This window comes from Streptococcus oralis subsp. oralis (assembly GCF_002096595.1).
GTDB classification, from domain to species: domain Bacteria; phylum Bacillota; class Bacilli; order Lactobacillales; family Streptococcaceae; genus Streptococcus; species Streptococcus oralis_D.
This window is the reverse complement of sequence record NZ_NCUR01000010.1, coordinates 401,651-426,631: the sequence shown is the minus strand read 5'-3', so window position 1 is coordinate 426,631 and position 24,981 is coordinate 401,651. Positions and strand designations below refer to the sequence as shown.

At 31.6% G+C, this 24,981-nt stretch carries 25 protein-coding genes; 18 read left to right on the top strand and 7 right to left on the bottom strand.

The features are described 5' to 3' along the window. The first annotated feature begins 616 nt into the window (after nucleotides 1-616). From B7714_RS06480 to B7714_RS06405, 16 genes are all read left to right on the top strand, one after another. Nucleotides 617-1,117, top strand: coding sequence for a hypothetical protein (locus B7714_RS06480; protein ID WP_239823556.1), 501 nt, complete (start codon nucleotides 617-619; stop codon nucleotides 1,115-1,117). Nucleotides 1,118-1,228: 111 nt separating this feature from the next. Beyond that, entirely contained in the window at nucleotides 1,229-1,816 is a 588-nt protein-coding gene (locus B7714_RS06475) for a hypothetical protein (RefSeq protein ID WP_084860003.1), read from the top strand. A gap of 114 nt (nucleotides 1,817-1,930) precedes the next feature. Continuing rightward, a complete protein-coding gene (gene pezA, locus B7714_RS06470) occupies nucleotides 1,931-2,407 on the top strand; it encodes a type II toxin-antitoxin system antitoxin PezA (protein ID WP_084860002.1) in 477 nt (158 codons plus the stop codon). Beyond that, a complete protein-coding gene (gene pezT, locus B7714_RS06465) occupies nucleotides 2,407-3,174 on the top strand; it encodes a type II toxin-antitoxin system toxin PezT (protein ID WP_000762940.1) in 768 nt (255 codons plus the stop codon). Before pezA ends, pezT begins: the two co-directional genes overlap by 1 nt. Before the next feature lie 609 nt (nucleotides 3,175-3,783). Further along, nucleotides 3,784-6,012: a glycosyl hydrolase family 28-related protein gene (locus B7714_RS06460; RefSeq protein WP_084860001.1), complete on the top strand. Its 2,229-nt coding sequence runs from the start codon at nucleotides 3,784-3,786 to the stop codon at nucleotides 6,010-6,012. Then, nucleotides 5,999-6,730 carry a PP2C family serine/threonine-protein phosphatase gene (locus B7714_RS06455; protein ID WP_081730851.1) on the top strand — a complete coding sequence of 244 codons (732 nt, stop codon included), beginning with the start codon at nucleotides 5,999-6,001 and terminating at the stop codon, nucleotides 6,728-6,730. Before B7714_RS06460 ends, B7714_RS06455 begins: the two co-directional genes overlap by 14 nt. 82 nt (nucleotides 6,731-6,812) lie before the next feature. Further along, on the top strand, nucleotides 6,813-7,451 hold the full coding sequence (locus B7714_RS06450) for a phosphate signaling complex PhoU family protein (protein ID WP_084860000.1): 639 nt from the start codon (nucleotides 6,813-6,815) through the stop codon (nucleotides 7,449-7,451). A 16-nt stretch (nucleotides 7,452-7,467) separates the two neighbouring features. Further along, the gene (gene galT, locus B7714_RS06445) at nucleotides 7,468-8,943 is read left to right on the top strand and encodes a UDP-glucose--hexose-1-phosphate uridylyltransferase (protein WP_001193545.1); all 1,476 of its coding nucleotides are present in this window, start codon (nucleotides 7,468-7,470) and stop codon (nucleotides 8,941-8,943) included. Between the two features lie 12 nt (nucleotides 8,944-8,955). Continuing rightward, nucleotides 8,956-9,969, top strand: a complete 1,014-nt coding sequence (galE, locus tag B7714_RS06440) for a UDP-glucose 4-epimerase GalE (RefSeq protein WP_000996574.1) — start codon at nucleotides 8,956-8,958, stop codon at nucleotides 9,967-9,969. Between the two features lie 141 nt (nucleotides 9,970-10,110). Next, nucleotides 10,111-10,767 (top strand): DUF1868 domain-containing protein, encoded by a 657-nt coding sequence (locus B7714_RS06435; protein WP_000793817.1) that lies wholly within the window; start codon nucleotides 10,111-10,113, stop codon nucleotides 10,765-10,767. 37 nt (nucleotides 10,768-10,804) lie between these two features. Continuing rightward, nucleotides 10,805-11,884, top strand: coding sequence for an extracellular solute-binding protein (locus B7714_RS06430; RefSeq protein WP_000748691.1), 1,080 nt, complete (start codon nucleotides 10,805-10,807; stop codon nucleotides 11,882-11,884). Nucleotides 11,885-11,987: 103 nt separating this feature from the next. Then, the gene (locus tag B7714_RS06425; RefSeq protein WP_000589129.1) at nucleotides 11,988-12,998 is read left to right on the top strand and encodes an ABC transporter ATP-binding protein; all 1,011 of its coding nucleotides are present in this window, start codon (nucleotides 11,988-11,990) and stop codon (nucleotides 12,996-12,998) included. Between the two features lie 11 nt (nucleotides 12,999-13,009). After that, nucleotides 13,010-14,701 (top strand): ABC transporter permease, encoded by a 1,692-nt coding sequence (locus tag B7714_RS06420; RefSeq protein ID WP_001216192.1) that lies wholly within the window; start codon nucleotides 13,010-13,012, stop codon nucleotides 14,699-14,701. 2 nt (nucleotides 14,702-14,703) lie between these two features. Further along, complete coding sequence (locus tag B7714_RS06415; protein WP_001191972.1) at nucleotides 14,704-15,414, top strand: MgtC/SapB family protein; 711 nt, start codon at nucleotides 14,704-14,706, stop codon at nucleotides 15,412-15,414. 94 nt (nucleotides 15,415-15,508) lie between these two features. After that, nucleotides 15,509-15,871, top strand: a complete 363-nt coding sequence (locus tag B7714_RS06410; protein WP_000870371.1) for a hypothetical protein — start codon at nucleotides 15,509-15,511, stop codon at nucleotides 15,869-15,871. Nucleotides 15,872-15,999: 128 nt separating this feature from the next. Continuing rightward, entirely contained in the window at nucleotides 16,000-17,001 is a 1,002-nt protein-coding gene (locus B7714_RS06405) for a LacI family DNA-binding transcriptional regulator (RefSeq protein ID WP_000793419.1), read from the top strand. A 688-nt stretch (nucleotides 17,002-17,689) separates the two neighbouring features. Here B7714_RS06405 and B7714_RS06400 read toward each other — a convergent pair. The 7 genes from B7714_RS06400 to B7714_RS06370 all read right to left on the bottom strand — a co-directional run bounded on the left by B7714_RS06400 (nucleotide 17,690) and on the right by B7714_RS06370 (nucleotide 22,973). After that, nucleotides 17,690-18,916 carry a tyrosine-type recombinase/integrase gene (locus tag B7714_RS06400; protein ID WP_016398787.1) on the bottom strand — a complete coding sequence of 409 codons (1,227 nt, stop codon included), beginning with the start codon at nucleotides 18,914-18,916 and terminating at the stop codon, nucleotides 17,690-17,692. Between the two features lie 3 nt (nucleotides 18,917-18,919). After that, a complete protein-coding gene (locus tag B7714_RS06395) occupies nucleotides 18,920-19,114 on the bottom strand; it encodes a DUF3173 family protein (RefSeq protein ID WP_070479310.1) in 195 nt (64 codons plus the stop codon). 4 nt (nucleotides 19,115-19,118) lie between these two features. Next, the gene (locus B7714_RS06390) at nucleotides 19,119-19,934 is read right to left on the bottom strand and encodes a rolling circle replication-associated protein (protein ID WP_070479308.1); all 816 of its coding nucleotides are present in this window, start codon (nucleotides 19,932-19,934) and stop codon (nucleotides 19,119-19,121) included. Between the two features lie 103 nt (nucleotides 19,935-20,037). Then, on the bottom strand, nucleotides 20,038-21,447 hold the full coding sequence (locus tag B7714_RS06385; protein ID WP_070479307.1) for a cell division protein FtsK: 1,410 nt from the start codon (nucleotides 21,445-21,447) through the stop codon (nucleotides 20,038-20,040). After that, nucleotides 21,444-21,881: a hypothetical protein gene (locus tag B7714_RS06380; protein ID WP_070479306.1), complete on the bottom strand. Its 438-nt coding sequence runs from the start codon at nucleotides 21,879-21,881 to the stop codon at nucleotides 21,444-21,446. The genes B7714_RS06385 and B7714_RS06380 overlap by 4 nt, the downstream gene beginning before the upstream one ends. Before the next feature lie 185 nt (nucleotides 21,882-22,066). Next, nucleotides 22,067-22,753 carry a hypothetical protein gene (locus tag B7714_RS06375; RefSeq protein ID WP_070479304.1) on the bottom strand — a complete coding sequence of 229 codons (687 nt, stop codon included), beginning with the start codon at nucleotides 22,751-22,753 and terminating at the stop codon, nucleotides 22,067-22,069. A 4-nt stretch (nucleotides 22,754-22,757) separates the two neighbouring features. Next, nucleotides 22,758-22,973 (bottom strand): helix-turn-helix domain-containing protein, encoded by a 216-nt coding sequence (locus B7714_RS06370; protein WP_000626832.1) that lies wholly within the window; start codon nucleotides 22,971-22,973, stop codon nucleotides 22,758-22,760. Between the two features lie 114 nt (nucleotides 22,974-23,087). Between B7714_RS06370 and B7714_RS06365 the strand changes: the two genes are divergently transcribed. Together B7714_RS06365 and B7714_RS06360 are read left to right on the top strand one after the other, a co-directional pair. Continuing rightward, nucleotides 23,088-24,452, top strand: a complete 1,365-nt coding sequence (locus B7714_RS06365; protein ID WP_084859999.1) for a hypothetical protein — start codon at nucleotides 23,088-23,090, stop codon at nucleotides 24,450-24,452. Between the two features lie 20 nt (nucleotides 24,453-24,472). After that, nucleotides 24,473-24,865, top strand: a complete 393-nt coding sequence (locus tag B7714_RS06360; protein WP_000159996.1) for a hypothetical protein — start codon at nucleotides 24,473-24,475, stop codon at nucleotides 24,863-24,865. The last annotated feature ends 116 nt before the right edge of the window (nucleotides 24,866-24,981 follow it).

Below are 24,981 nucleotides of genomic sequence, written 5' to 3'. Positions count from 1 at the left end.
AAAAATTTTTTTAACCGCTGTTGACATTACTTTTATTATCTATACATTTATTTTTTATTGGTAAATGAAATACAAAAATTGGTTCCTGTTATTTACTTTCGTTTTTTACTTTTATTCTTTACTTTGTTACGATCAAAAAATTTTTTTTAAACTGCTATTGACATCTCTTTTATTATCTATACATTTATTTTTTTTTAGTTAATGAAATACAAAACTGGTTCTTTCCTAACCCAGCTTAAACCTACTGTTTCCACGATAGCTACCTCCTTTCAAACATAAAAAACGTAGCTATATTAGTTACGTCTCTACTCAATCAATTATCTTGATATTATTAGTATGCCATAAATTTTAAAATAAAAAAATTAGGATAAGATTTTTTTACGTTATTCACTTTTACCTAGTACTGTGTGTTTAGCGTGACTTACACATACGTTTCTGTCAACGCTAAACACACAGAAAAATCAGAATCGCAAAAAATTGAGGGATGAGAGAAAGAGGTATAAGTACAAAAAAATTGAGAAGTAAACAACACCGTTATCAGTTTTTTTTAATTTTTTATTTTTATAATTTGGAAAAAATGGCATACTATATACAGAGAGAAAGTAGGAGGTTGCATATGTATGAAGCATATGTTTTTTTTATTACAGGCCTAGTACATGAACTTGGCCCTCCAGACATTGGTATCATTCAATTTATTTTTAAACTCAATAAACAACAAAAGGAGAATAAAATGAACGTTTATAAAGAGTATTTATCTAAAAAAATTTTAGAGACTGTAAATATCGAAATTGAAACAGGTGCGGATTTTGATGTCACTGTTAATTTTTGCCGTGATGAATATAATTTTTATCTAACTTTATCTCGTGAAGGAGAAGAACTAGAGTTTGATTTCATTGATGATAGGTTGAATTTGATTATTTATCACTGTTGCCATGACAAACTATATTATAGTATTACAGAAATGAATGAGATTTTAAATTTCAAATACGCAATTGATATGTTAGTTGAGTTGTTCGTGACCAATAAATGGTATACGTTTGTACCAGATTTAACTACTCATAATCTCTGGAAATTGGTTGAACAGTATAAAACAGGTGAATTAAGAGATTATTATTAAGATTGAAATATCTAATTATTGAAAAAAAGGTAACTAGACGTTACAATAAAACATGTGAATTAGTTTTTTTAAATATCTGATAGTAAGAGATAGTTAAAAAGGGATTATGAAATGAAAACTCCAAAGCTATATAATGAATTGATTAATGAGAAAAAAATTACAAATGAAATTATTGCAGAATGTATATATTCTGTGAATAAACGAGCTAAAAATTATCGTGATAAAATTAAAGAATACAAAAATGGAAGCTTCCATCAGCATTTGGAGAGTAATATTGAAAAAGCGGAAGAGGAAATGGGGAAATACTATCAGCTAAAAGAAGAATTTTTGAAAGTATTTACCCCGAATCTGATCCACAAACAATTCATTGGAGAAGAGAAAAAAAGAGTATTTAGTTATGAAAAAAACTATGAGAAATTGTTGAAAGAAAAAACTAATGATATTTTTTGGAAAAATAGTTACTATGATTACGACAAAGATATGGGGATCGAGTTTTTTGATTATCATCTAGGAACAAAAAAATATCTATATTTCTTATATTACGAAATTGGGGAATATAGTTTTCATTCACCCGTTTCTGAGAAAATTGCTGAAAGCAATACAGAATTAGAAATTCAAGAAATCGACGAAAATTTCAAAACTCATGGCTCTAAGATTGAAGGATTGCTGTCAATGCAATTTGTAAAAAAAGTCTTGTAATTACTGCAAAACGATGATTATACAATTGTGAATCTAGTGTAAATAAAAACGCACCATTTTTGGTGCGTTTTTATTTTTTGTGCTATAATAGAAATAAATAAAAGGAGGAGTTACATGATTGGAGAAAATATAAAAACGTTACGTAAAACACATAAATTAACCCAGCCTGAGTTTGCAAAGATTGTTGGTATCTCTAGAAATAGTCTGAGTCGTTACGAAAATGGGACAAGTCGAGTTTCGACAGAATTAATAGATCGTATCTGCAAGAAATTTAATGTTTCGTATATCGATATCGTAGGGGAGGAAAAAATGCTCACACCAGTAGAAGATTATCAATTAACTCTGAAAATTGAAGTGATTAAAGAACGAGGGGCGAATATCTTAGCGCAACTTTATCGTTTTCAAGATGAACAAGGAATTGCATTTGATGATACTTCTAATCCTTGGGTTCTAATGAGCGATGATTTGTCTGATTTGATTAATACGAGGATTTATCTTGTTTCAACTTTTGAGGATATAGAGCGATTTAATGGCTATTTGGATGGTATTGAACGTATGCTAGAACAAGCTGGTCATCTGGTGGTGGCTTAATGAAACTAGAAGAATTTAGTCAAGATAATTTTGAACAAGCCTCCAAACGGCTTATCCGTTCTTTAACTCGTGGAAAAACAACCTCATCTCATCCTAAGGCTATTTTGCTCGGTGGACAGAGTGGTGCTGGGAAAACAACGATTCATCGTATTAAACAAAGGGAATTTCAAGGTAATATCATTATCATTGATGGGGATAGTTATCGCTCTTTTCATCCGAACTACCTTGGTCTACAGGAAAAGTATGGCAAAGATAGCGTGGATTATACCAAAGTATTCGCGGGACAAATGGTTGAATATCTTGTAGATGAGTTGAGTAAAAAAGGTTATCATTTGTTAATCGAGGGTACCTTGAGAACAACAGAAGTTCCCCGAAAAACGGCCCAATTATTGGCAACTAGAGGATATCAAGTCTCACTTGCACTGATTGCGACCAAGCCAGAATTATCTTATCTCAGTACCTTGATACGTTATGAGGAGCTCCATGCTATAGACCCTAGTCAAGCAAGAGCGACTCCCAAAGAGCACCATGACGGAATTGTAGAACATTTAGTTGATAACTTACGAGAGTTGGAAACGGCTAAACTTTTTAGACAAATTCAAATTTATCAAAGAGATCAATCGTGTGTTTATAATTCGGAAGTAGATCAAATCTCAGCAGCAGAAGTTCTACACGAATGCCTATTTGGAAAATGGAACAAGGTGGAAAAAGAGATGTTGAAGATAGAGCAGGAACGGTTGAGAGAGTTGGGGGAAATTGATAAGTGACGAAGGGATAATTTATGAGTACATTTAAAAAAGTAATTTATTTTTGTACCAGATTTAACTACTCATAATCTATGGGAATTGGTTGAACAGTATAAAACAGGGAATTTAAGAGATTATGAATAGGGGCATTTTAAGTAATGTAAAGAAAAGCAAAGAATATGCAAAGTGTTTGTTTTAAGGCAATTATCACAAGTTAATTTTTAAAAATAATTTAGTATTTTTTGTTTTTTTGACCAAATCATGACCAAATCATGACCAAAATTAAATTTTTAGAAATTAATATAAAGTAAAGTAGATCAAGAAATTGGTCTATTTTTTGTGAAACAGTATTCAGAGTTATTAAAAAATATTCTATCATTTTCACTATGAAATTGTTCTGTCCATTTAAAAATGTTGGAAGAGATTTAATAGTATTTTTGGTTTATAGAACAGATATAAAGTTTTAAATATGATTACGCTTTAAAAAATGTTGTATTTTATTGTGTTATCCCTTGACAATTTTATTTAGAAAATATATGATAAGGATAATGACAGCGGTGTCATTTTGTCTGATATAAAAAAATTTAGTGATAGATAGTAAAAAAACAATAAAAAATTTGGAGGTGTTTTATGAAGCATTTTGTTCACAATGAGGTTTTTAGTATTCGGAAACTTAAGGTTGGATTGTGCCCTGTTTTGGTAGCGGTTTCATTCCTGGGGGTACAAAGTGTTTTTGCTGATGAAGTAGTTACAAGTGCTCCTCAAATATCTATGAATGAGCTTTATACTTCGACCACCAATAGTATAGAAGGTTCTTCAACTAGTAATCATGACAATCCTACTGGGATTGACTCTTCTACCTCACAATTAACCGATAGTAAAGTTGATTCTCCTTTGATATCTAATAAGGAATATAAAGAAGATGGGGTAAATACTGGATCTTTTGAAGATGAAATGAAAGATTCTCCGCTAGTTTCTAATAGTGCCCTTTCTAATTCAACTATCAAAAGTTTAGAAGGTTCCTTAACTAGTAATCATGACAGTTTGACTGATTTTATTACTACTTATTCAAAGTCAGTTAGTTCTGAGAACGAAGTTGCAGATACTTCTAATAGGAATGAAGTGGGAGATAGTAACACTGCTTTAGAAAAAGGGACTGAAATTTCGGCTTTAAGTGTAAAAGATTATGGTGCAGTAGGCGATGGGGTTAATGATGACCGACAAGCAATTCAGGATACAATAGATGCAGCTGCTAAAGGATTAGGTGGAGGGAAAGTATATTTTCCTGAGGGGACTTATTTAGTTAAAGAGATTGTCTTTTTGAGAAGTCATACACACCTAGAAGTACATGAAAAAGCTACCATATTAAATGGTATCAATATCAAAAATCATCCTTCTATTGTATTCATGACAGGTTTATTTACGGATGATGGTGCGCAAGTAGAATGGGCCCCAACAGAAGATATTAGTTATTCTGGTGGTACTATTGATATGAACGGTGCTTTGAATGAAGAAGGAACTAAAGCAAAAAATCTACCACTTATAAATTCTTCAGGTGCATTTGCTATTGGGAATTCAAATAACGTAACTATAAAAAATGTAACATTCAAGGATAGTTATCAAGGGCATGCTATTCAAATTGCAGGTTCGAAAAATGTATTAGTCGATAATTCTCGTTTTCTTGGTCAAGCTTTACCTAAAACTATGAAAGATGGGCAAATTATAAGTAAGGAGAGTATTCAGATTGAACCATTAACTAGAAAAGGTTTTCCTTATGCTTTGAATGATGATGGGAAAAAATCTGAAAATGTTACTATTCAAAATTCATATTTTGGTAAAAGTGAAAAATCAGGTGAATTAGTAACTGCAATTGGGACACATTATCAAACTGCAACAACTGAAAATCCTTCAAATATTAAAATTCTAAATAATCATTTTGATAATATGATGTATGCGGGCGTTCGCTTTACAGGATTTACTGATATTTTAATAAAAGGAAATAGGTTTGATAAGAAAACTAAAGAGGAAAGTGAACACTATCGTGAAAATGGTGCTGCTTTAGTTAATGCTTATAGTTATAAAAATGTTAAAGACGTATTAGATCTGAATAAACATGTGACTATTACTGAAAATGTATTTAATATTGCTGATGCTAAAACAAAAGCAATACGTGTTGCAAAAGATAGTGCAGATTATCTTGGAAAAGTAACTGATATTACTGTAACAAAGAATATCATTCATAATAATTCGCAAAATACAGAACAGCCAAATATTGAATTATTAAGAGTCAGCAACAATTTGGTAGTATCTGATAATATCATCTCGGGAGGTAAAGACGGAATCGTAATTGAAGAATCCGCTGGAACTATCACTGTCCTAAATAATCAACTTTCCAATTTAACAGGAAATCATGTTTCTTTACTTAAAACTGATTTTAATGGGACCAGCTCAGACACAAATAATAGTGTCGGTGATTTTAATATTATAACTGAGAATGAAAGTTATAAAATCTTTTCGCAAAATTCAGGTAATCACTCAGACAACCACTCAGATAAGCATGTAGAGGAAATAAAACCTGTAGCTGAAAACAAAAATAATTTAGCTAATAATTACTCAGTAAATAGTGTAGATGATAAAATTGAAAAATCAAATCATGATTCAGGTAATGTAGTAACAGGAGAAATTTCACAAAAACAATATGACGTAACTAATGTTAGTGAAGTAGTTAAGACAAAAAATAATCAACATGCATTACCAAAAACTGGATCAAATAAAATGGTTGAGTTGCTTTTAACTATTATTGGAATTTGCCTTCTATTTGGACAATGGAGTTTAAAACGTCGTTATGAAGATAGATAGAATTTGCTCAATACAAGGTAGTGCTAAAGAGAACGAAGATAGCGTAGATTACAAAAATCAATATTTCTGGATTATAGATGGAGCAACAGATTTATTTAATTCAAAAGACTCTATAGGTTATTCAGTTTCGGAAGTATCTCATCTTATTTCTGAGTGTCTCAAGCAGTATTGTAACGATTCTTTATCATTGAAGAAAATTTTCGAGCTTGCTTTAGATGACGTTAGAAAAATAATAGAGATAGATAAGTGTGAGTTTGATGATTATTACCAGTTACCAACTTTTGCCTTTATTTTTGCGAAATTATCTGGTTTAAAATTAGAATACATAATGATTGGCGATTGTGTTATGATAGTCAACAATCAAGTGATTACAGATCATAGAGTAGATTGTCTTTTTGAGCAAGGAAAATTTGCAATCAAATCTAATGATGAAGCTGATAAAAAGACTATATTACAAAATATTAGGAAGCTAGCTAATAAACCAGATGGATATTGGATAGGTTCACTAGACAAAAGTAGTATAAATCATGTTATCAATGGTAGTTTGGAAGTAACTAGTAATCATATTGTTTTAATGACTGATGGTTTTTACGATTTTTATACTCAAAATTCAGGCTACAATTTTGGAGAGTTAATTGAAATGAGAAAAGAATCTACAAATATTGATCCTATTTATGGTAAAAAAGATGATGCAAGTATTTTGATAATTGATGTTTAAAATAATTTCATCATATGATGAACTATAAAGACAGTTATCTATACGAGTTCTTTATAGTGCAATTGATTATTGAGGTTAGATAATGTTGAGAAAGCATTTTGACAATGAAATTATTGAGTTGTCTAATAATCTAGAAGATATATGGATTTCTATAATAAAAAAATATGAAATTATATTTGATGACTTAACCGAAGTTCAAAAACAAAGTATTATAGATAATGATTTAGTTATTAATGAAGCAGTTGTTACAATAGATATGAAAGGTATTGAACTCATCTGTTTACAAAATCCTGTTTCTGTTGATTTGAGAAGAATTATAACTATAGTAAAATTATCCACAGATATTGAACGTATTGGTGATCGAATCATTGAAATAGTTAAGAATTTAAAAAATATTCATACAATGCATGAATGGGGACCATTATTTTATGAAATGCTAAAAATACATTTTATTATAGGGGATCACTTAAAGAAAACTCTAACATGGTATAAGAATAGAAACTATGAACCTGACGTATATGACTATAATAAAAAATGTAAGTTGATATCTGGTCTATGTCAAAAACTAGGAGACAAAGTAGTAGAGAACTTTCTTATTGAATTCTCAAATGTTGATGAAGCTATTGTATTTTTAGAAGTTATTAATATTCTTGATAAGATATCCCATACAACACAATCTATTTATAAATGGTTAGATTATCAGGAAATTGGAGTATTATAGTTAAAGAGGAGTATATATGCAGACAATAGTAGATAATTTTGCTAATAAAATTATTGAATATGGAATTTATAAATCGATGGACCAAATATATATAAAAAATAGAATATTGGCTTTAATCGGTGAAGAAGGAACTGATAAGATTTCAAATGAGAGTGATCTTAAAAAATTAAAAGACAATTTAGTAGAAATAGCTTTAAAGAATGGTAAAATTGCTGATTTAGCTGAGGCAAAGGAATGTTTAGGTGCAGAGCTGATGAATTTTATCGTTCCATTACCAAGTCGCCTTAATGATATTTTTTGGAGTTCATATGATGTTTCGCCACAGGATGCAGTTGAAGAGTTCTATCAGTTAAGTAAAGATAGCGACTATATTAAATTGTCAGCTATCGCTAAAAATATAGCTTTTCATACTGAAACTAATTATGGTTCACTTGAAATTACAATCAATTTATCAAAACCGGAAAAAGATCCGAAAACAATCGCGGCAGAGAAATTGGTAAAGTCATCTAATTATCCAAAATGTTTACTTTGTATGGAAAATGAAGGTTATCAGGGGAGAATAAATTATCCAGCACGTGCAAATCATAGAATTATTCGGTTGGAACTGGGAGACGAAGTATGGGGTTTCCAGTATTCCCCATACTCATATTTTAATGAGCATGCGATATTCTTGAATAGTCAACATGTACCAATGGCTATTACGTCCAAAACATTTGAACAATTATTGGAGATTGTTGATATTTTACCAGGGTATTTTGCTGGTTCAAATTCTGATCTTCCTATCTCAGGAGGTTCTATTCTTAGTCATAATCACTACCAGGGAGGAAAACATATTTTCCCAATGGAAAAAGCAAAATTTGAGAGAGAATTTCTTTTTAAAGACTTTGAGGATGTTAAAGCAGGTATTGTAAAATGGCCGATGTCAGTGATTAGGCTACAAGGTGAAAATAAAAATCGTTTGGTAGAATTAGCTACTAAAATCCTAAATATCTGGAGAGAATATTCAGATTTAGAAGTAGACATCATTGCTAAGACTGAAGATATTCCACACCATACGGTGACTCCTATTGCTCGTAAAGTGGATGGAAGATATGAATTGGATATTGTTCTGAGAGATAACCATACTACTAAACAATACCCAGATGGTGTTTACCACCCTCATCAAGATGTACAACATATTAAAAAGGAAAATATTGGGTTAATCGAAGTGATGGGACTTGCGATTTTACCACCTCGTTTGAAAACAGAGTTAGAAGAAGTTGAGAAATATCTTTTAGGAAAAGATAACGCAATTGCTGATTATCATTTAGAATGGGCCGTTCAATTGAAAGAAAAATATCCTGGACTTAAAGAGGAGGAGGTTCATAGCGTAGTTCAACATGAAGTAGGGCAAGTATTTGCGAGAGTTCTCGAAGATGCAGGTGTTTATAAGAATACTCAAACCGGACATGAAGCATTTATGAGATTTGTTAAATCGGTTGGAATTAATTAGGAGGAAGTAAAAATGGCAATATTGGTAACAGGCGGAGCTGGTTATATTGGTAGCCATACCGTAGTAGAATTACTAAATTTAGGTAAGGAAGTCGTTATTGTCGACAACCTTTCAAACTCAAGCATTTTAGTATTAGATCGTATTGAAGCAATTACAGGGCAACGTCCTGCGTTTTACGAATTAGATGTTTGTGATAAACAAGGATTGAGAAAAGTTTTTGAACAAGAATCTATTGAGGCTGCAATTCATTTTGCAGGATACAAAGCTGTCGGCGAATCCGTGCAAAAGCCTGTAATGTACTACGAAAATAATATTATGAGCACATTAGCTCTTGTTGAAGTGATGTCAGAGTTTAATGTTAAAAAGATTGTGTTTTCATCGAGTGCGACTGTATACGGCGTTCACAATCAGTCTCCCCTTATTGAGACGATGCCGACAAGTGCAACGAATCCGTATGGGTACACAAAAGTGATGCTTGAACAAATTTTAAAAGATGTTCATGTAGCAGATTCAGAGTGGAGTATTGCGTTGCTTCGTTATTTCAATCCGATTGGTGCTCATGAGTCGGGGTTGATTGGAGAAGATCCATCAGGAATTCCTAACAACTTAATGCCTTTTATTGCACAAGTAGCGGTAGGTAAGCGACCAGAGCTAAGTGTTTTTGGAGATGATTATGATACGGTAGATGGTACTGGTGTTCGCGATTATATCCATGTAGTGGATTTAGCGATAGGGCATATAAAAGCTTTAGAGAAAGTATCTGAAAAAACAGATGTTTATATTTATAACCTTGGTTCAGGAGAAGGCACAAGTGTATTACAACTTGTAAATACATTTGAAAGTGTCAATAAGGTTCCAATTCCTTATAAAATTGTTCCAAGACGATCAGGAGACGTTGCGACTTGTTATGCAAATGCGGATAAGGCGTATAAGGAATTAAATTGGAAGACTACAAAAAATGTCGAAGACATGTGTAGAGATACATGGAATTGGCAATCAAAAAATCCTAATGGATACAATAAATAAAAAAGTTCGAGTAGTCTTGTAATATGTATATATTAAAAAAATTAAAAAAACAATGAAAGCGCTTGACAAAGTAAACGATTACATTGTATAATATAAACATGAATGACACCGATGTCAAAAAATAAAAAAGAAGGTCTTTTTATGAAAAACTTAACAAAAATTAAGTTCAAAGAGAACGGGGAATTTAATCATTTCCCGGGGAATACAGTTGTAGCAAATCTTTATACTAATTCAGATTTGATGGAAGTTGTTGATATCATTCAATCACGCTATAGAGAGTTACCATTTATAGATAAATTCACATTAACTCCAAGAGATTCTATTCATATGACTGTAATTGAATTGCTTTGCCATGAAAATCGTGAGCCAGAATTTTGGAGTAGCCATCTACCATTGGATACGCCATTACAAGAAATTCATGATTACTTTGCAAAACAACTAGAAATTTTCCCATTGCTAAACGAAGATATTCATATGCGTGTGACTGAAATGGGAAATCAAAACATTTTAGTAGAACCAGCCGATGAGAAATCAGCTAAACGATTAGAAGAAATTAGAACATATGTTTCTGAAAAAGCAGGTGTTCGATTCCCTAATCATGATCGCTATCAATTCCATATCTCAATTGGATATCTTCGAGTTCCATTAACTGAAGAAGAAAATGAAGAGTTTACTAAAGTGAAAAAGGAATTAACGGAAGTTCTGCTTGAAAAGATTCCTGTCATTACAGTAAATCGTATCGATTACACAGTATTTGAAGATATGAGACGTTTTGTTCCATATTGTGAAAAATTTTAAAATAAAATTATAATTAAAAATAAAAAGGAGATTTCATATGAAAAAATCTAAATTATTATCGTTTTTAGCTGCAGGGGTTGCGGTTACAACATTGGCAGCATGTTCAGGTGGTTCAACTAATTCATCAAATTCTTCGAGCGATACACCTCAATCAGAAGAAAAAGCTGACAAGAGCCAAGAATTAGTAATTTATTCTAACTCTGTTTCAAACGGACGTGGGGATTGGTTAACTGCTAAGGCTAAAGAAGCTGGTTTCAATATTAAAATGGTTGACATTCCAGGTGCTCAGTTGGCCGATCGTGTTATTGCTGAAAAAAATAATGCAGTAGCTGATATGGTATTTGGTATTGGAGCTGTTGATTCAAATAAAATTAGAGATCAAAAATTATTGGTACAGTACAAACCTAAATGGTTAGATAAAATTGACCAATCTCTATCAGATAAAGATAACTACTACAATCCTGTAATTGTTCAGCCATTGGTCTTGATTGGTGCTCCTGATGTTACTGAAATGCCTAAAGATTGGACTGAGTTAGGCAGCAAATATAAAGGTAAATATTCAATTTCTGGACTTTCAGGGGGAACAGGGCGTGCGATCTTGGCAAGTATCCTTGTTCGCTATCTCGATGATAAAGGAGAATTAGGCGTTTCTGAAAAAGGTTGGCAAGCAGCTAAAGAATATTTGGAAAATGCGTACACTCTTCAAAAGGGTGAAAGTTCAATTGTTAAAATGTTAGATAAGGACGACCCAATCCAGTACGGTATGATGTGGGGTTCTGGTGCATTAGTTGGACAAAAAGAACAAAATGTTGTATTTAAAGTAATGTCTCCTGAAATTGGTGTTCCGTTTGTAACTGAACAAACAATGATTTTGAATACTAGTAAGAAACAAGCTTTAGCTAAAGAATTTATTGATTGGTTTGGTCAAACAGAAATTCAAGTAGAGTACAGCAAAAACTTTGGTTCTATTCCTGCAAATACTGAGGCAGTGAAAGAGTTACCAGAAGCTACTAAGAAATTTGTTGATCAAGTGAAACCGCAAAGTATTGATTGGGAAGCTGTTGGAAAACATTTGGATGAATGGGTTGAAAAAGCTGAACTAGAATATGTAAAATAGGGCATAAGTGTAATTTTTAAAATTCCAGGTCTCTCTAAAGTTTCTAAACCTACATGAGAAATTAAGAGAGACTTTTCATTTATAAGTAAAGGAAGTTAGTAATATGATTAAATTTGATAACATTCAAATTAAATACGGTGATTTTATCGCGATTGATAATCTAAATTTAGATATTAAGGAAGGAGAATTCTTTACCTTCCTTGGACCATCTGGATGCGGTAAATCAACAACTTTGAGAGCTTTGGTAGGTTTTTTAGACCCTTCATCTGGAAGCATTGAGGTTAATGGGAAAGATGTTACTCATATGGAGCCAGAAAAACGTGGAATCGGGATCGTATTCCAATCTTACGCACTATTTCCAACAATGACAGTTTTTGATAATATTGCATTCGGTCTAAAGGTTAAAAAAGTTGCTCCAGATGTTATTAAAGCCAAGGTTTCTGCAGTGGCTGCTAAAATTAAGATTTCAGATCAACAATTGCAACGTAACGTTTCAGAATTATCTGGAGGACAACAGCAGCGTGTAGCTTTAGCTCGTGCTCTTGTTCTGGAACCTAAAATCCTATGTTTGGATGAACCCTTGTCAAACCTAGATGCAAAATTACGTGTGGATTTGAGAAAAGAGTTGAAACGTCTTCAAAAAGAATTGGGAATTACGACTCTATATGTTACACATGACCAAGAGGAAGCGTTAACGCTATCTGATAGGATTGCTGTTTTTAATAATGGTTTTATTGAACAAGTGGGAACACCAGTAGAAATTTATCATAATTCTCAAACAGAATTTGTATGTGATTTCATTGGAGACATTAACGTACTTACAGATGAAACTGTTCACGGAATTCTTCTAAATAATGCTCATGTTCTTTTGGAAGATAAAAAAGGTTACATTCGTTTAGAAAAAGTTCGCTTCAAACGTGAAACGGATCAGGATTTTGTCTTAAAAGGTTCAATTATTGATGTGGAATTTTCAGGAGTTACAATTCACTATACTGTTCAGGTATCTGAAAATCAAATTCTTAATGTAACAAGTATCGATAGTCAGTCAGCTATTAGATCTGTCGGAGAAAGTGTGGAATTATTTATCACACCATCAGACGTTCTGCAATTTTAAGGAGGTGCAGTATGCGTCATAAATTAAATTGGAAAGATTGGCTCATTCGTTTAGGCTTAATCTGGTTCTTGGTAACTTTCATCATTTATCCAAACTTTGATTTAGTAGTTAATGTATTTGTGAAAGGTGGGGAGTTTTCACTTGATGTCGTACAACGAGCTTTTAAATCTCAACGTGCGATTCAGAGTATTTTTAACAGTTTCAAGTTAGCATTCTCACTAATTATAACTGTTAATGTTGTTGGTGTACTTTGTGTATTGTTTACAGAATATTTTGATATTAAAGGAGCTAAAATATTAAAACTAGGATACATGACGTCACTAATCTACGGTGGAGTAGTTTTGGCTACTGGTTATAAATTCGTTTATGGACCATATGGCATGATTACCAAATTTTTACAAAGTATTATTCCATCTTTAGATCCTAACTGGTTTATTGGTTATGGTGCAGTTCTATTTATTATGACATTTTCTGGTACTGCTAATCACACCTTATTCCTAACTAATACAATTCGAAGTGTAGACTATCATACTATTGAAGCTGCACGTAATATGGGTGCAAAACCATTTACAGTGTTTAGAAAAGTAGTATTGCCAACTCTAATTCCTACTTTATTCGCTCTGACAATTATGGTTTTTCTAAGTGGGTTATCAGCAGTAGCAGCACCTATGATTGTTGGTGGGAAAGAATTCCAAACTATTAACCCAATGATCATAACATTTGCTGGAATGGGAAATTCTCGTGACTTAGCCGCCTTTCTAGCAATTATTTTGGGTATTGCCACTACGATTTTGCTTACTATTATGAACAAGATCGAAAAAGGCGGAAATTATATTTCTATTTCTAAAACGAAAGCACCTTTGAAAAAACAAAAAATCACATCTAAACCATGGAATATCATTGCTCATATTGTTGCTTATGCTTTGTTCACTGTTTTCATGTTACCATTGATTTTCATTGTATTGTATTCATTTACTGACCCAGTTGCAATACAGTCAGGAAACTTATCATTATCAAACTTTACTCTTGATAATTACAGATTGTTCTTTAGTAATAGTGTTGCGTTTTCTCCATTCCTAGTCAGCTTTATATATTCTATCATTGCAGCAACTACTGCAACAGTTCTTGCTGTTGTGTTTGCGCGAGTAGTTCGTAAACATAAAGCTCGATTTGATTTCTTGTTCGAATACGGAGCTCTTCTTCCTTGGCTATTACCAAGTACACTTCTAGCAGTTAGTTTATTGTTCACTTTCAACCAACCTCAACTTTTAGTCTTTAACCAGATTCTAGTTGGTAGTTTAGTAATTTTGCTAATCGCTTATATTGTTGTAAAAATACCATTCTCTTATAGAATGGTACGTGCAATCTTATTTAGTGTTGATGATGAGATGGAGGATGCTGCTAGAAGTATGGGGGCTTCACCATTTTACACAATGATGAAGGTTATTATTCCTTTCATCTTGCCGGTAGTTCTTTCTGTTATCGCACTCAACTTTAACTCTTTATTGACCGATTTCGATTTATCTGTATTCCTTTATCATCCATTGGCTCAACCATTAGGTATTACGATTCGTTCTGCAGGTGATGAAACAGCAACATCTAATGCACAAGCTCTTGTATTTGTTTATACAATTGTTCTAATGATTATTTCAGGGACTGTATTGTACTTCACACAGAGACCGCGTGGTAAGAAAAGGAAATAGTAATGCAATCATCCAGCATGGGACTATCATACATTGAAATTATTATTAGAGTCGTGTTGTCTTTGGTCATTGGAAGTATTATTGGCTTAGAAAGAGGAAGTAAATCTCAACCAGCAGGTATTCGTACACATAGTATCGTTTGTATGGCTGCTTGTTTGATTATGATGACTAATGAATTTGTATCTTATAAGTTTGGAACAGGAGATCCGACACGTTTAGGTGCTCAAGTTATTTCTGGTGTTGGTTTTCTTGGAGCTGGAACAATTCTTATCACAGATAAAAAGAAGGTTACGGGTCTGACAACTGCAGCAGGAATTTGGGCTTCTGCAGGAATAGGTTTAGCTATTGGAGTAGGTTTTTATGAAGGTGCTCTGTTAGTAGCTATTTCTGTGTGGAGTGTGATTTCTATGTTTCAGCCTTTAAAAAAATATCTTCAAAGTCGTTCAAAAGTTATTGAATTATATATTGTAGTTAAATCTACTGAGGCATATAATCGAGTATTAGTTTATTGTGCAGAAAATGGAATTCGATTGAATGATTCAAGAACTGCTTTTGGAGATGTTAATTCTGAAAGAATTGAATATTTTGATGTTCCAGACAAAAGAATAGCATCATTTATGACTCTAGAACTTTCAGGTAAGTTTGAACATCTTAAACTAATGGAAGAAATAGCAAATATTGTTGGTGTTATTTATGTGGAAGAAGTTAGTTGATATAGAATAAACAAAGGGGCAGTTATTCTTGTCCCTTTGTTTTTTAGGTGATAATTGACTCGAAATTATTTGCAAAGTATAAGGATAAACATAAATGAAGGTATATAATATTAATTTTGACTGTGGAAGAATAACGTATTTTGAATATAATTCTTTAGTGCAAGTATATAGATTTCATTCTTTTTATGATATTTGTGAAATTGTATTTTCGTCTTCTTTACCAGCTGATGATATATTAGCAAAAGTTATTGTTAAGGAAAAGATTATTCCGATCTTAGACTGCTATGTCCAAATGTTATTAGATACTTTTATAGTTTCAATGGATTTTACCGAAAATGATTTTTTATATTTTCGTGGTAAGTTATTTTCATACAAGTTTATCAGTTGTGAAGTAGAAAAAATTGTAAAGAATAAAAATTTTAATTGTCAATGTTATTTTTTTGAATCGGAAGAATAGAGTATAAAATAGAAAATTTTGAAATTAAAGTTTTGTTAAGATACATTAAAATATTTTACTAAATTCTCTTGTTAAAAAAAGTAAATATTGTATAATAAAATTAGATAAATCATAAATGGAGGACTAAAGTGAAAAATTTAAACGATAAAAAGGTAACTATTTATGATATTGCGCATTTATCAGGTTTTTCTCCAAAAACTGTTTCACGTGTTATTAACGGTGGTGAAAAGGTAAAAGAAGAAACTTATCGAGCTATTCAAAAAGTCATTGATGAGTTGTCGTATGTTCCAAATGCATATGCAAAAAATTTGACTAAGAAAGAAACTACAAACATTTTGATTTCCGTTAAAAAGATTGATTCTTTTCCCTTGATTTGGTTTCAAACTTTACTAGATAGAGTTCTACAAACTTGTAAAGAGTTTGGTGTAAACGCTATTGTTGAATACTTTGGTGAAGAAGATACGATTAGGAATTCAATAATTTCAAGTACAGGAAGCTTAATAGATGGAGTAATAGTATTTTATGAAAGTAAAGACGATATTCGGATTAATTATTTACAGAAAAATAATATGCCTTTTATAGTTTTTGGAGAATCTCGAACACCTGATGTTGTTTATGTATCTAATAACAATTTTCAAGCCACTTATGATATGATGGAATTAGTAACAAAAGAGAATATTAAAAGTATGTTGTTACTTATGGGAGGGGAATCTCTTGTTAATAAGGATCGTGAAAAAGGTATTCGTACTTTTTTGACTGATAAAAATTATTTAATGGATTTGCAAGTTATTTATGGTTTAACTACAATTGATTCAGTTTATTCATATGCTATAAATAATTTATCTAATCAAAATCATCCGGATATGATATTTGTTTCTGGGGATGAGAAGGTTCAAGGGCTGATTCGTGCGTGCTATGAGAAGGGGATTACCATTCCTGATGATATTTCAATAATTGGATTCGATAATATTCCTATTTCGCAATATTATACTCCAGCTCTGTCTACTATTTCTCCTAATTATGCTATGTTAGCCCAAAAAATGATAGAAGGTGTTTTAGCAATCATTAACGGTGAAAATATAGAATCCGTTGAAATATCTTCAAAAATTATTAGAAGACAAAGCTTTTAATCGGTAAAAAATACCGATTTTTTATTTGATAAAATATTAAAATAGTAGGTAGATGTATTTCTATGAATCAATTTTTTGCAGAAATTGGACTATCTATCTGATGCATAACTGGTTAAGCTGTAGCAGTATAGAACCTTGTATCTTCATAGAGTATATTGAAAGATATTTGCGATAATTTATATTGTATTCCGTATATCAAATGTACAAAACAATAATAATTCAAATGGTGTGAATTTTTTGGTAAAATCTAGCTCAATTTGTGTATTTTTAGGGTAAAATTCACACCATTTAATTGAAACTTATTCAAATTAGATGAAATTAGTTTTCTAAAAAAAGCGGAGAAACGCTGATTTAAAGGGGATTTTGAAACTTATTCAAATATAAATGTATCCAACCAGGTCTTAAGAAAGCTCGTAAAGCATCAAATAATAGAAGAATAAAATTTAATATAAAAAAATCCCATCAGAATATTTCTGGTGGGATTTTTGGTGGGGAACCAATCAATTTTGATTGATTTTTAACCTTTTATAATAACTGAAAATGCTGTTAAATCAACCATTTCACTTCAAATCATGTTTATAAATCATTCCCACTCAATTAAAAATTTCATAGGTTTAGTGCCAGAAAACCTTGATTTATTAAGGTTTACAATGCCTTTTAAATATATTTGGCGGGATTTCTGGCGGGGTTATCTTTTTAGATTTTGATTCCCGTTGAATTGAATTTTTGTTTTTGGAGCTGTATGTATGGATATATTCCCACTCATTATTTCAGCAATAGATTCGTCAGCTCCACGCCAAAGGTGTGAGTAATGTTTCAAAGTAATTTCTGGGCTAGAATGACCTAACCTTTTCGACAAAATCAAGACAGATACATTAAACTCGTTTATCAAATAAGAAGCGTTACTATGACGAAGTCCTTTACCCTGTATTCGCTTTACATTAGCTAGTTCAGAATATCGTTGAATAATTCTAGCTAGTGTAGATTTTATCATTGGAAGGCTATCATATGTAAATATAAAATCAGTTTCATTGCCTAAACCAATTTCTTTCTGTCTGTCTTTCCAACGCTTTAAAATAGAAATCGTATCATCATCTAGGGAAATAATACGTTTGCCATCACTTGTTTTGGTATAAGCATTTCTTTGCCAGTTTTTCCTTGATTTTAGAATAAGCATATGATGAACACGCATACGCTTTTTATCGAAATCAATATCATTCCACCAAAGTGCCATTCCTTCATTTACTCGAATACCTGTCATGAAAAAAGTCCAAAGCATAACGAAATTAAGATGTTCATAAAAATCATCAAGACAGATTTGAGCAATAACACGCTCAAATTCTACTTTAGTCCAGTATGGAACGATAGCCTTTCCTTTCGGAATAGCTTTGGCTTTCTTAGAGATATTAGTTTCCAAATAACCCATTTCTACAGCATAATCAAGAGACTTTCTAAACATACCAAAGATTAGACTAGCGTAGGCTTGAGAGTAGCCAGAACCGTTTTCGTCTTTACTTGACAGTAACCATATCCGATAGTTTTGAATATCTTCAATAGTCAAACCACGTAGTGTCTTGTTATAAAATCGTTCAGCAATCTTTTCAAGATTTTTGATTCTGACAGCATAAGTACTTTCTTCCACATACGATTTATAATATGGTATATAACAATCTAAAATAAACTGCTTGACAGTCATATTGTAATTAGCGTAAGTATGAGCTTTGTGATACTCTCGTTTTACCCGAGTCAATTCTAAATACGCCTCTCTGGCAGTAGAAAAAGGCTTACCGTTGCTATCTTTTCTACTTTTCTTTCTAATACGTTTACCACTGATTCTATCAATACCTAGCTCTGTTTCATAGAAATATTTTCCTTTCGTATCAACAAACACACCGCTATAACGTGTTTTTGCCATTTGTTATTCCTCATCTAGTTTTACACCGATAAGGTTTTCTACTCTTTCCCGTGGGACTAGTCCAAGTCTACGGTTATTGTAGAATGGTATACCTTTATTATACACCAAATCCTGCTTTACCGCTTGAATAATACTAATTGCAGTATGTTTCTTATATCCTAGTTTTATCAAGTCGTCTTTACTAATCAATGATTTCATACGCTTACTGTTCCCTTCTGATTTTTATTCTTGTATCAGTTGAATTTTGAATAACCTCCCCATTGTCATCTATTGATAGATTGTAAATCGCAATATCTTCTTTGTACTCAAGATTATCTAAATGACCTACTGAAAAACTGGGGGTTAATCCCTCAAAATAATTTCTTTCTAAATTTTCATAGCTTACTATCGGTTTTATTAAACCACGAGATGAAAAATATTTTGGCTGTTTATATCCACTTGGAATAGCTAGTAAATCTTTTGTGATATATTTTGTAATGTAGTTAGCAACTTTTTCAGAAGAATCGATTTTTGTAACGGTACTAAATCCTAATTGATATGAATCAACATTATAGACTTGCTTGCCATTCTTTTTTATCAATCGACCAGTTTTAGTATTTCTTGCTTTTGTTAATTTTGGACTAAAACCGCCTGTTACTCCATGAAAATGAAGCCGTCCATTTTTGTGTAATTCTGGTATGAAAATATAGTGAAATTTTCCATATTTTTCACGCTGAGCTTTGAGCCAAGCGCGTATTTTCTTTTTTACGATTAAATAATCATGGGAATTGATTTTTTCGTCGTTAAAAGTTAATGTCCAAAATAAATCGAAATCATTGCACAGCATGTAGTGACGAATACGCCTTTTTATCCTATTGGCTTGCTGATAGAGTTCTTTTTCACTTGGACTTTTAAAAGTATTAGATACTGTAGTATCGGTTTCTCCTAGTCTTCTAAATTTTGGTTTTCGATAGTATATGACCTCGAAAGTATTTGGATTATATTGAATTATTTTTGTGTTATATAATTCTCTAGTCATTAGTCCTCCGCTTATCATGCCTGCATGTCAAGTAGCAGGCTAATATACACATCTAGCGAGCCCTGGCTTGCTTATGGGCAAGCTGGCTCACTAGATAGTTAGTTCATTCTATCTGCTTTCTTGGAATAGTTTGAAAGTCCCTTATTTTATCTTTGAAATCTATTGAATCTAAATCAAAATATGGAGTCTCAAAATATTTTATTCCGTTTGTTTTCGGAGTTAAAATATATCCTTTTCCAACTCCTCCTCTGTACTCCGCCAAAAGGTCTCTTTTCTCTTTACCCATGACACTGTAAAACGTTTCTTCGGATATGCTTGATTCACTTCCTAAAATAATTCTTGTCTGGCACTGTTCGGTTACTGCACGTGGTAAATCTGAAGCAAGTAATTTTTGGCTTGCCAAGATGAGTAAACCACGTCCGGAAGCTCGTGATTTTAGGGCAAGTATTTTTAGCAATCTAACCATCTCCTTTTGTTGGGAAGGTGTGCCAGATTCTAAGGCTGCAAGCACCTCATCAAATATTAGATAATGGGCTGGAAGTGAGAAATCACTATAAGTAGTTGAAAAATCAACTGAAGAAAAAGAGAAATAACGTTTGTAGGTATCTTGCATTTCAAAAACCATTTGCTCAAGAAGTAGAACAATCTCTTCTGCCGTACGTGCAACAGGAATACCGAGGTTTTCAAAGGTTGCACCTAAAGAAGTTCGTTTTGCGTCAATTAAACTCACAGAATGCCCCTGTTTAATTAGCATACCAGCAAGAGCAGCAAGATAAAGTGATTTTCCTGCTCCGCTAGGGGCTATAACAATCTGGTGGCAAGCCTCACTAGCTATGTCAAAGCGAATGTCATTATATAGTTTTATAGGAGAGTAATTGATACAGTAATCGTCATCGGCTATCTCAAATAATTCACTTACAGAATATCTCATTGGATTTTCTCCGTATTTAAGAACAATAATATTCTTCTCTATAGTGGATTCTAAAAGATTCCATTCTCTATAGGTAGTCTGAATAAGAAATTCGGTCAACCGTCTAGTGATTTCTTTGACTTGCTGAATACTAGGAACTGTTCCCGATGGATTTAGTTCAATCACAGTCCTGTTATCTGCTTTATAAAATCTCCACTCAACTGTTTTTATTTGAATTTTATTAGCTGGTAGTTGGATTAGGTCTAGCCGTTCTGTTGCAAGTTCAAGAATACTTAAAAATCTGTACTTCCAGATAGGAGAATAAATCGAAAACAATAATTTTATAGCGACATGACCGATAAAAAGAGCTACAAGAGTAGAAGATACAATAATACTTATCTTGTAGACAACGCTTAATAAGGGTAAGCGTGATGAAAGAAAGGTAATAACAAGAGATAATAGGAGTACCTTAAACAGTTTCTTGAAGATAAAACATTGCCTTTCTTTACGGTTTTCTATGGTTTCTGAAATAGATAAGTAAGTGGGGGTATCCTCACGAAAATCATATCTACTCAAATTTCGTTTTATTTTAGTCAGTATCATGATTTAGCACCCAGTAACTTTATTTCTGAAATTATGAGCTTAAATTCTCTGTAAGCACCGCCATTTCGACCATCAGATATCCATTTTAACGCTAATAATGCTCCTTCTAAATCTATTGTTTTAGCAATGATTAACTCATTATTAATTTTTTTCAAAAAAGATTCATCGTTGTATATCTCAACAGTGAAAGGTTTTATGCTACTTAAATCTCCATCAACATCTTGAATAGCTTGAACAATTTCTGGCTGAAGAGCCAATAAAACTTTTTTACTTATTGTTCCATCAATGACTTCATTTTTTTCATTACGTTTAGGAACGTCTCTACATTCAATAACAAAAGCACTAGTAGGAGTATGTTCTACATTTGACGTACCAATTAGTAGATTTTTCAAGCTTGGTGAGTTAAAACTCACTTTTCCAATATTATTTTCCATTTTGTTACCTCTTTATCTTTGTGCGCACACTAGATTAATTTTATCAAGCAGTTCATGACCTCCTTGACAGTCATATTGTCTCATTTTTAATTAGTTAAAATGTGGGGATAAAAATTTTTTGACAACAAAAAAATCCCCACACGAAGTGGGGAAAATATGCTATACAGTACTAAATAAAAATTGTATCATTTACGATAAATTAAACTTTCGAGTGTTAGTTTATCTATTATTGGTAATAAAATATACTTTGCTAATAAATCCAACTTTTCTGGAAGTTTCTGGTAGCTAAGATAAGATTCCTTATTTTTATGTGATAGTGTGACAGAGTCTTTTTTTCTAAATAAAAATACTGAATCATTTTCTAAAATTTCTATAGTATCAAACTGATTATAGGTAAAATCAATAAATTTATCTTTTAATTCATTGTAAGAAGAACTTGCTAAAGGAAAATGTTGTTGAAAATATTCTCTTATATCCTCTGTATTTGTTAGTGATAAATTCAATAAGTGCTTAGAATATTCTGGAATTTCTTGAATATCAAGAATCATTTCAATAAAGAAATCTTCTAAATATTCGTCTATATCACAGCCCCATAATACTTCATTCTCATCATTAAAATAATGTTCTTCATTAACAAAGTATTTCAATACACTGGGAGTGATTAAATAGGGATTGTTCCTACTTAAATCAGATAAATTGGAGTAATTTAATATTTTCCCAATAAGTTTTTCATCTGAATGTAAATCAATATGTCTTTTGAGTTTTAAATCTTTGTATTTCTCTTGGATTCTTTGTGAACATTTTTTAAAAATAAAATGACATGAGTTAGGAAATTTTTCCTTACATGAATTATTGAATTGCTTACTTGACATATATTTAAACTTCTTCTATATCATCTGGAATATAAGTAATTACATCATACACATTGCAGTTCAAAATAAAACATAGGGTATCTAATGTAGCTGTAGTTATTGGTTTTCCTTTTTTCATTCTATGTAGTGTATTGCTGGATAGACCGTGGTGAAAAATTAATTCGTATTCTGTTTTTCCTTGTTTAAACAAAGTCTCGTAGAAGGGTTTATATGAAATCATCGTTCTCATCTCTTTTCTAAATAGATAATTTCATTTTATCGTTATTAATCTATTGACTATACTCAATAAATTGACTATAATTAGAGGGAGAGTTATTGATTGGAGGATTTTATATTGAAACTTGAAGATTTTCAGACTTTCCCATTTAAAAGTGTGCAAGAATATATTTCAGACAAAGAAAAAGCAATAAAATTCAGTTTCTTATTGCAAGGAGATGAGCCTGACCGTTCTGAATTGATAAAATTAATATATAAAGACATTTTTGAATGGTATGATGATAAAGTACATAGTGGCGATACTCTTATAACATATCGTACAGCAATTTTTCGAAAATATTATGGAAAATCATATAGTAACTTATCAAGAGATAAACAACACGAGATTCTTAATATTATAAAATCATATACTGAACATGACGATGATTTTCCTTTCGAGTTTGAACTTGATAGTAAAGAAAAAAAAGTTTATCAGATTTGTAACAATTATCAAATAGGAAATTTTGGAATTTTCCCAAAAGGAAGAATAAATCCTAAAAGAGCACAGTCTCCATATAATGATTATTTTGACCTTGCTTTATCAGTAATATGGGATTTATATGATGGTACATTGACTCCAGACGATGAGTTTAAAAAAGCAATTTTAGATGAGAAAGAATATTTTGACCAATTTAAAGATTTTGAGACATTTCTATCTGAGAATTTCCTAACTGTATTTTTTGATGATGACGGATATTTAATTCGATTATCTGAAATTGATAATTTTGAGGAATATGTAAGAATTAGTAATCAAATTATTTATACTAGAGGGCTTGCTATTCTAACCTACCTTCAATCAATGTATGATGATAATAGTGAATTGCCTACCCAACAACTTGAAGAAAAGAAAACAGTTCCTAGACCAACTACCAAAGAGTTAGCACATCGAACTCTTAAAATTGCAGAAGAAGAAATAGATAAGATTTCTAAATTTGATGAATATTATAATGAACTTGAATTTAATCTTCATAAAGAAAAATTTGAAACTACAAAAAAACGAATACACGGTGCTATTGTTCTTTTCTTGCTCGTTGTATCACTATTCTTTTATACTTCAGAAATTCTCATATTCATTTGGATTTTATCTGTAATACTATATGTAGCAGATAAAATCAGAATTGTTAAAGAAAAAATAAAATACGATAAAATAATAAATGCGACTCAAGAAAAATATAGGGAAGAAAAGAAAAAATTATTATCTACTTTGCGAAAAGAGTACTACTCCATTCCAACTGAATTTAGAACATATAATCATATTTCAGGTATACGATATTTTTTAAACGCTGATATTGCATCAAATTTGCAACAAGCTATTCACTATTATTCAAATGAATACAATTCTAAAAGAATGCAAGACCAAATTTATAGCTTACATCATTCAAACACAATATTACAAGATAGAATTAAGGAGCTCGAATTAGAAAGAGAGCTGGAAAAATACTAATCAAAAAGGAGAATACTACAATGACAAAATTTAATTTACAATCAAATCAAATTTATAGTGAATTAAGTAAGTTTGAGATAGAAGAAATACTGTATAATGCTACAAAACAATTGAACGGTAGTGTTGAACGGCAAAGTTCTGAAGAAATTTCATACTCTGGACAAGGAAATTTTTTTGATTACATGAAGCACCCAGGTTTAAGTAGATATACATGTTGGCAAGTCTTAGTTACTATATCAGATTTAGGGGATAAACGAAAAGTTGAGCTAACTGCAGTCGGAGAAAGTCCGATTAGTTACCTACTAAATAATTTTCTATCATTCATTACTTTTTATACCTTATTCCAACGTCATCGTAATCTTAATTTTGGCATATCAAAAGAAAAGGCTAAATACCTTTCTAATTTGTTGTAGAAGATAATTTATATACAAAAAACTCTCTTAGTACATATTCACACTAAGAGAGTTTTTTGTAATCTATTTGCCAAGTTTGGCGGGAAAATTGGCGGGGTAACTTTTCTAAAAAGATA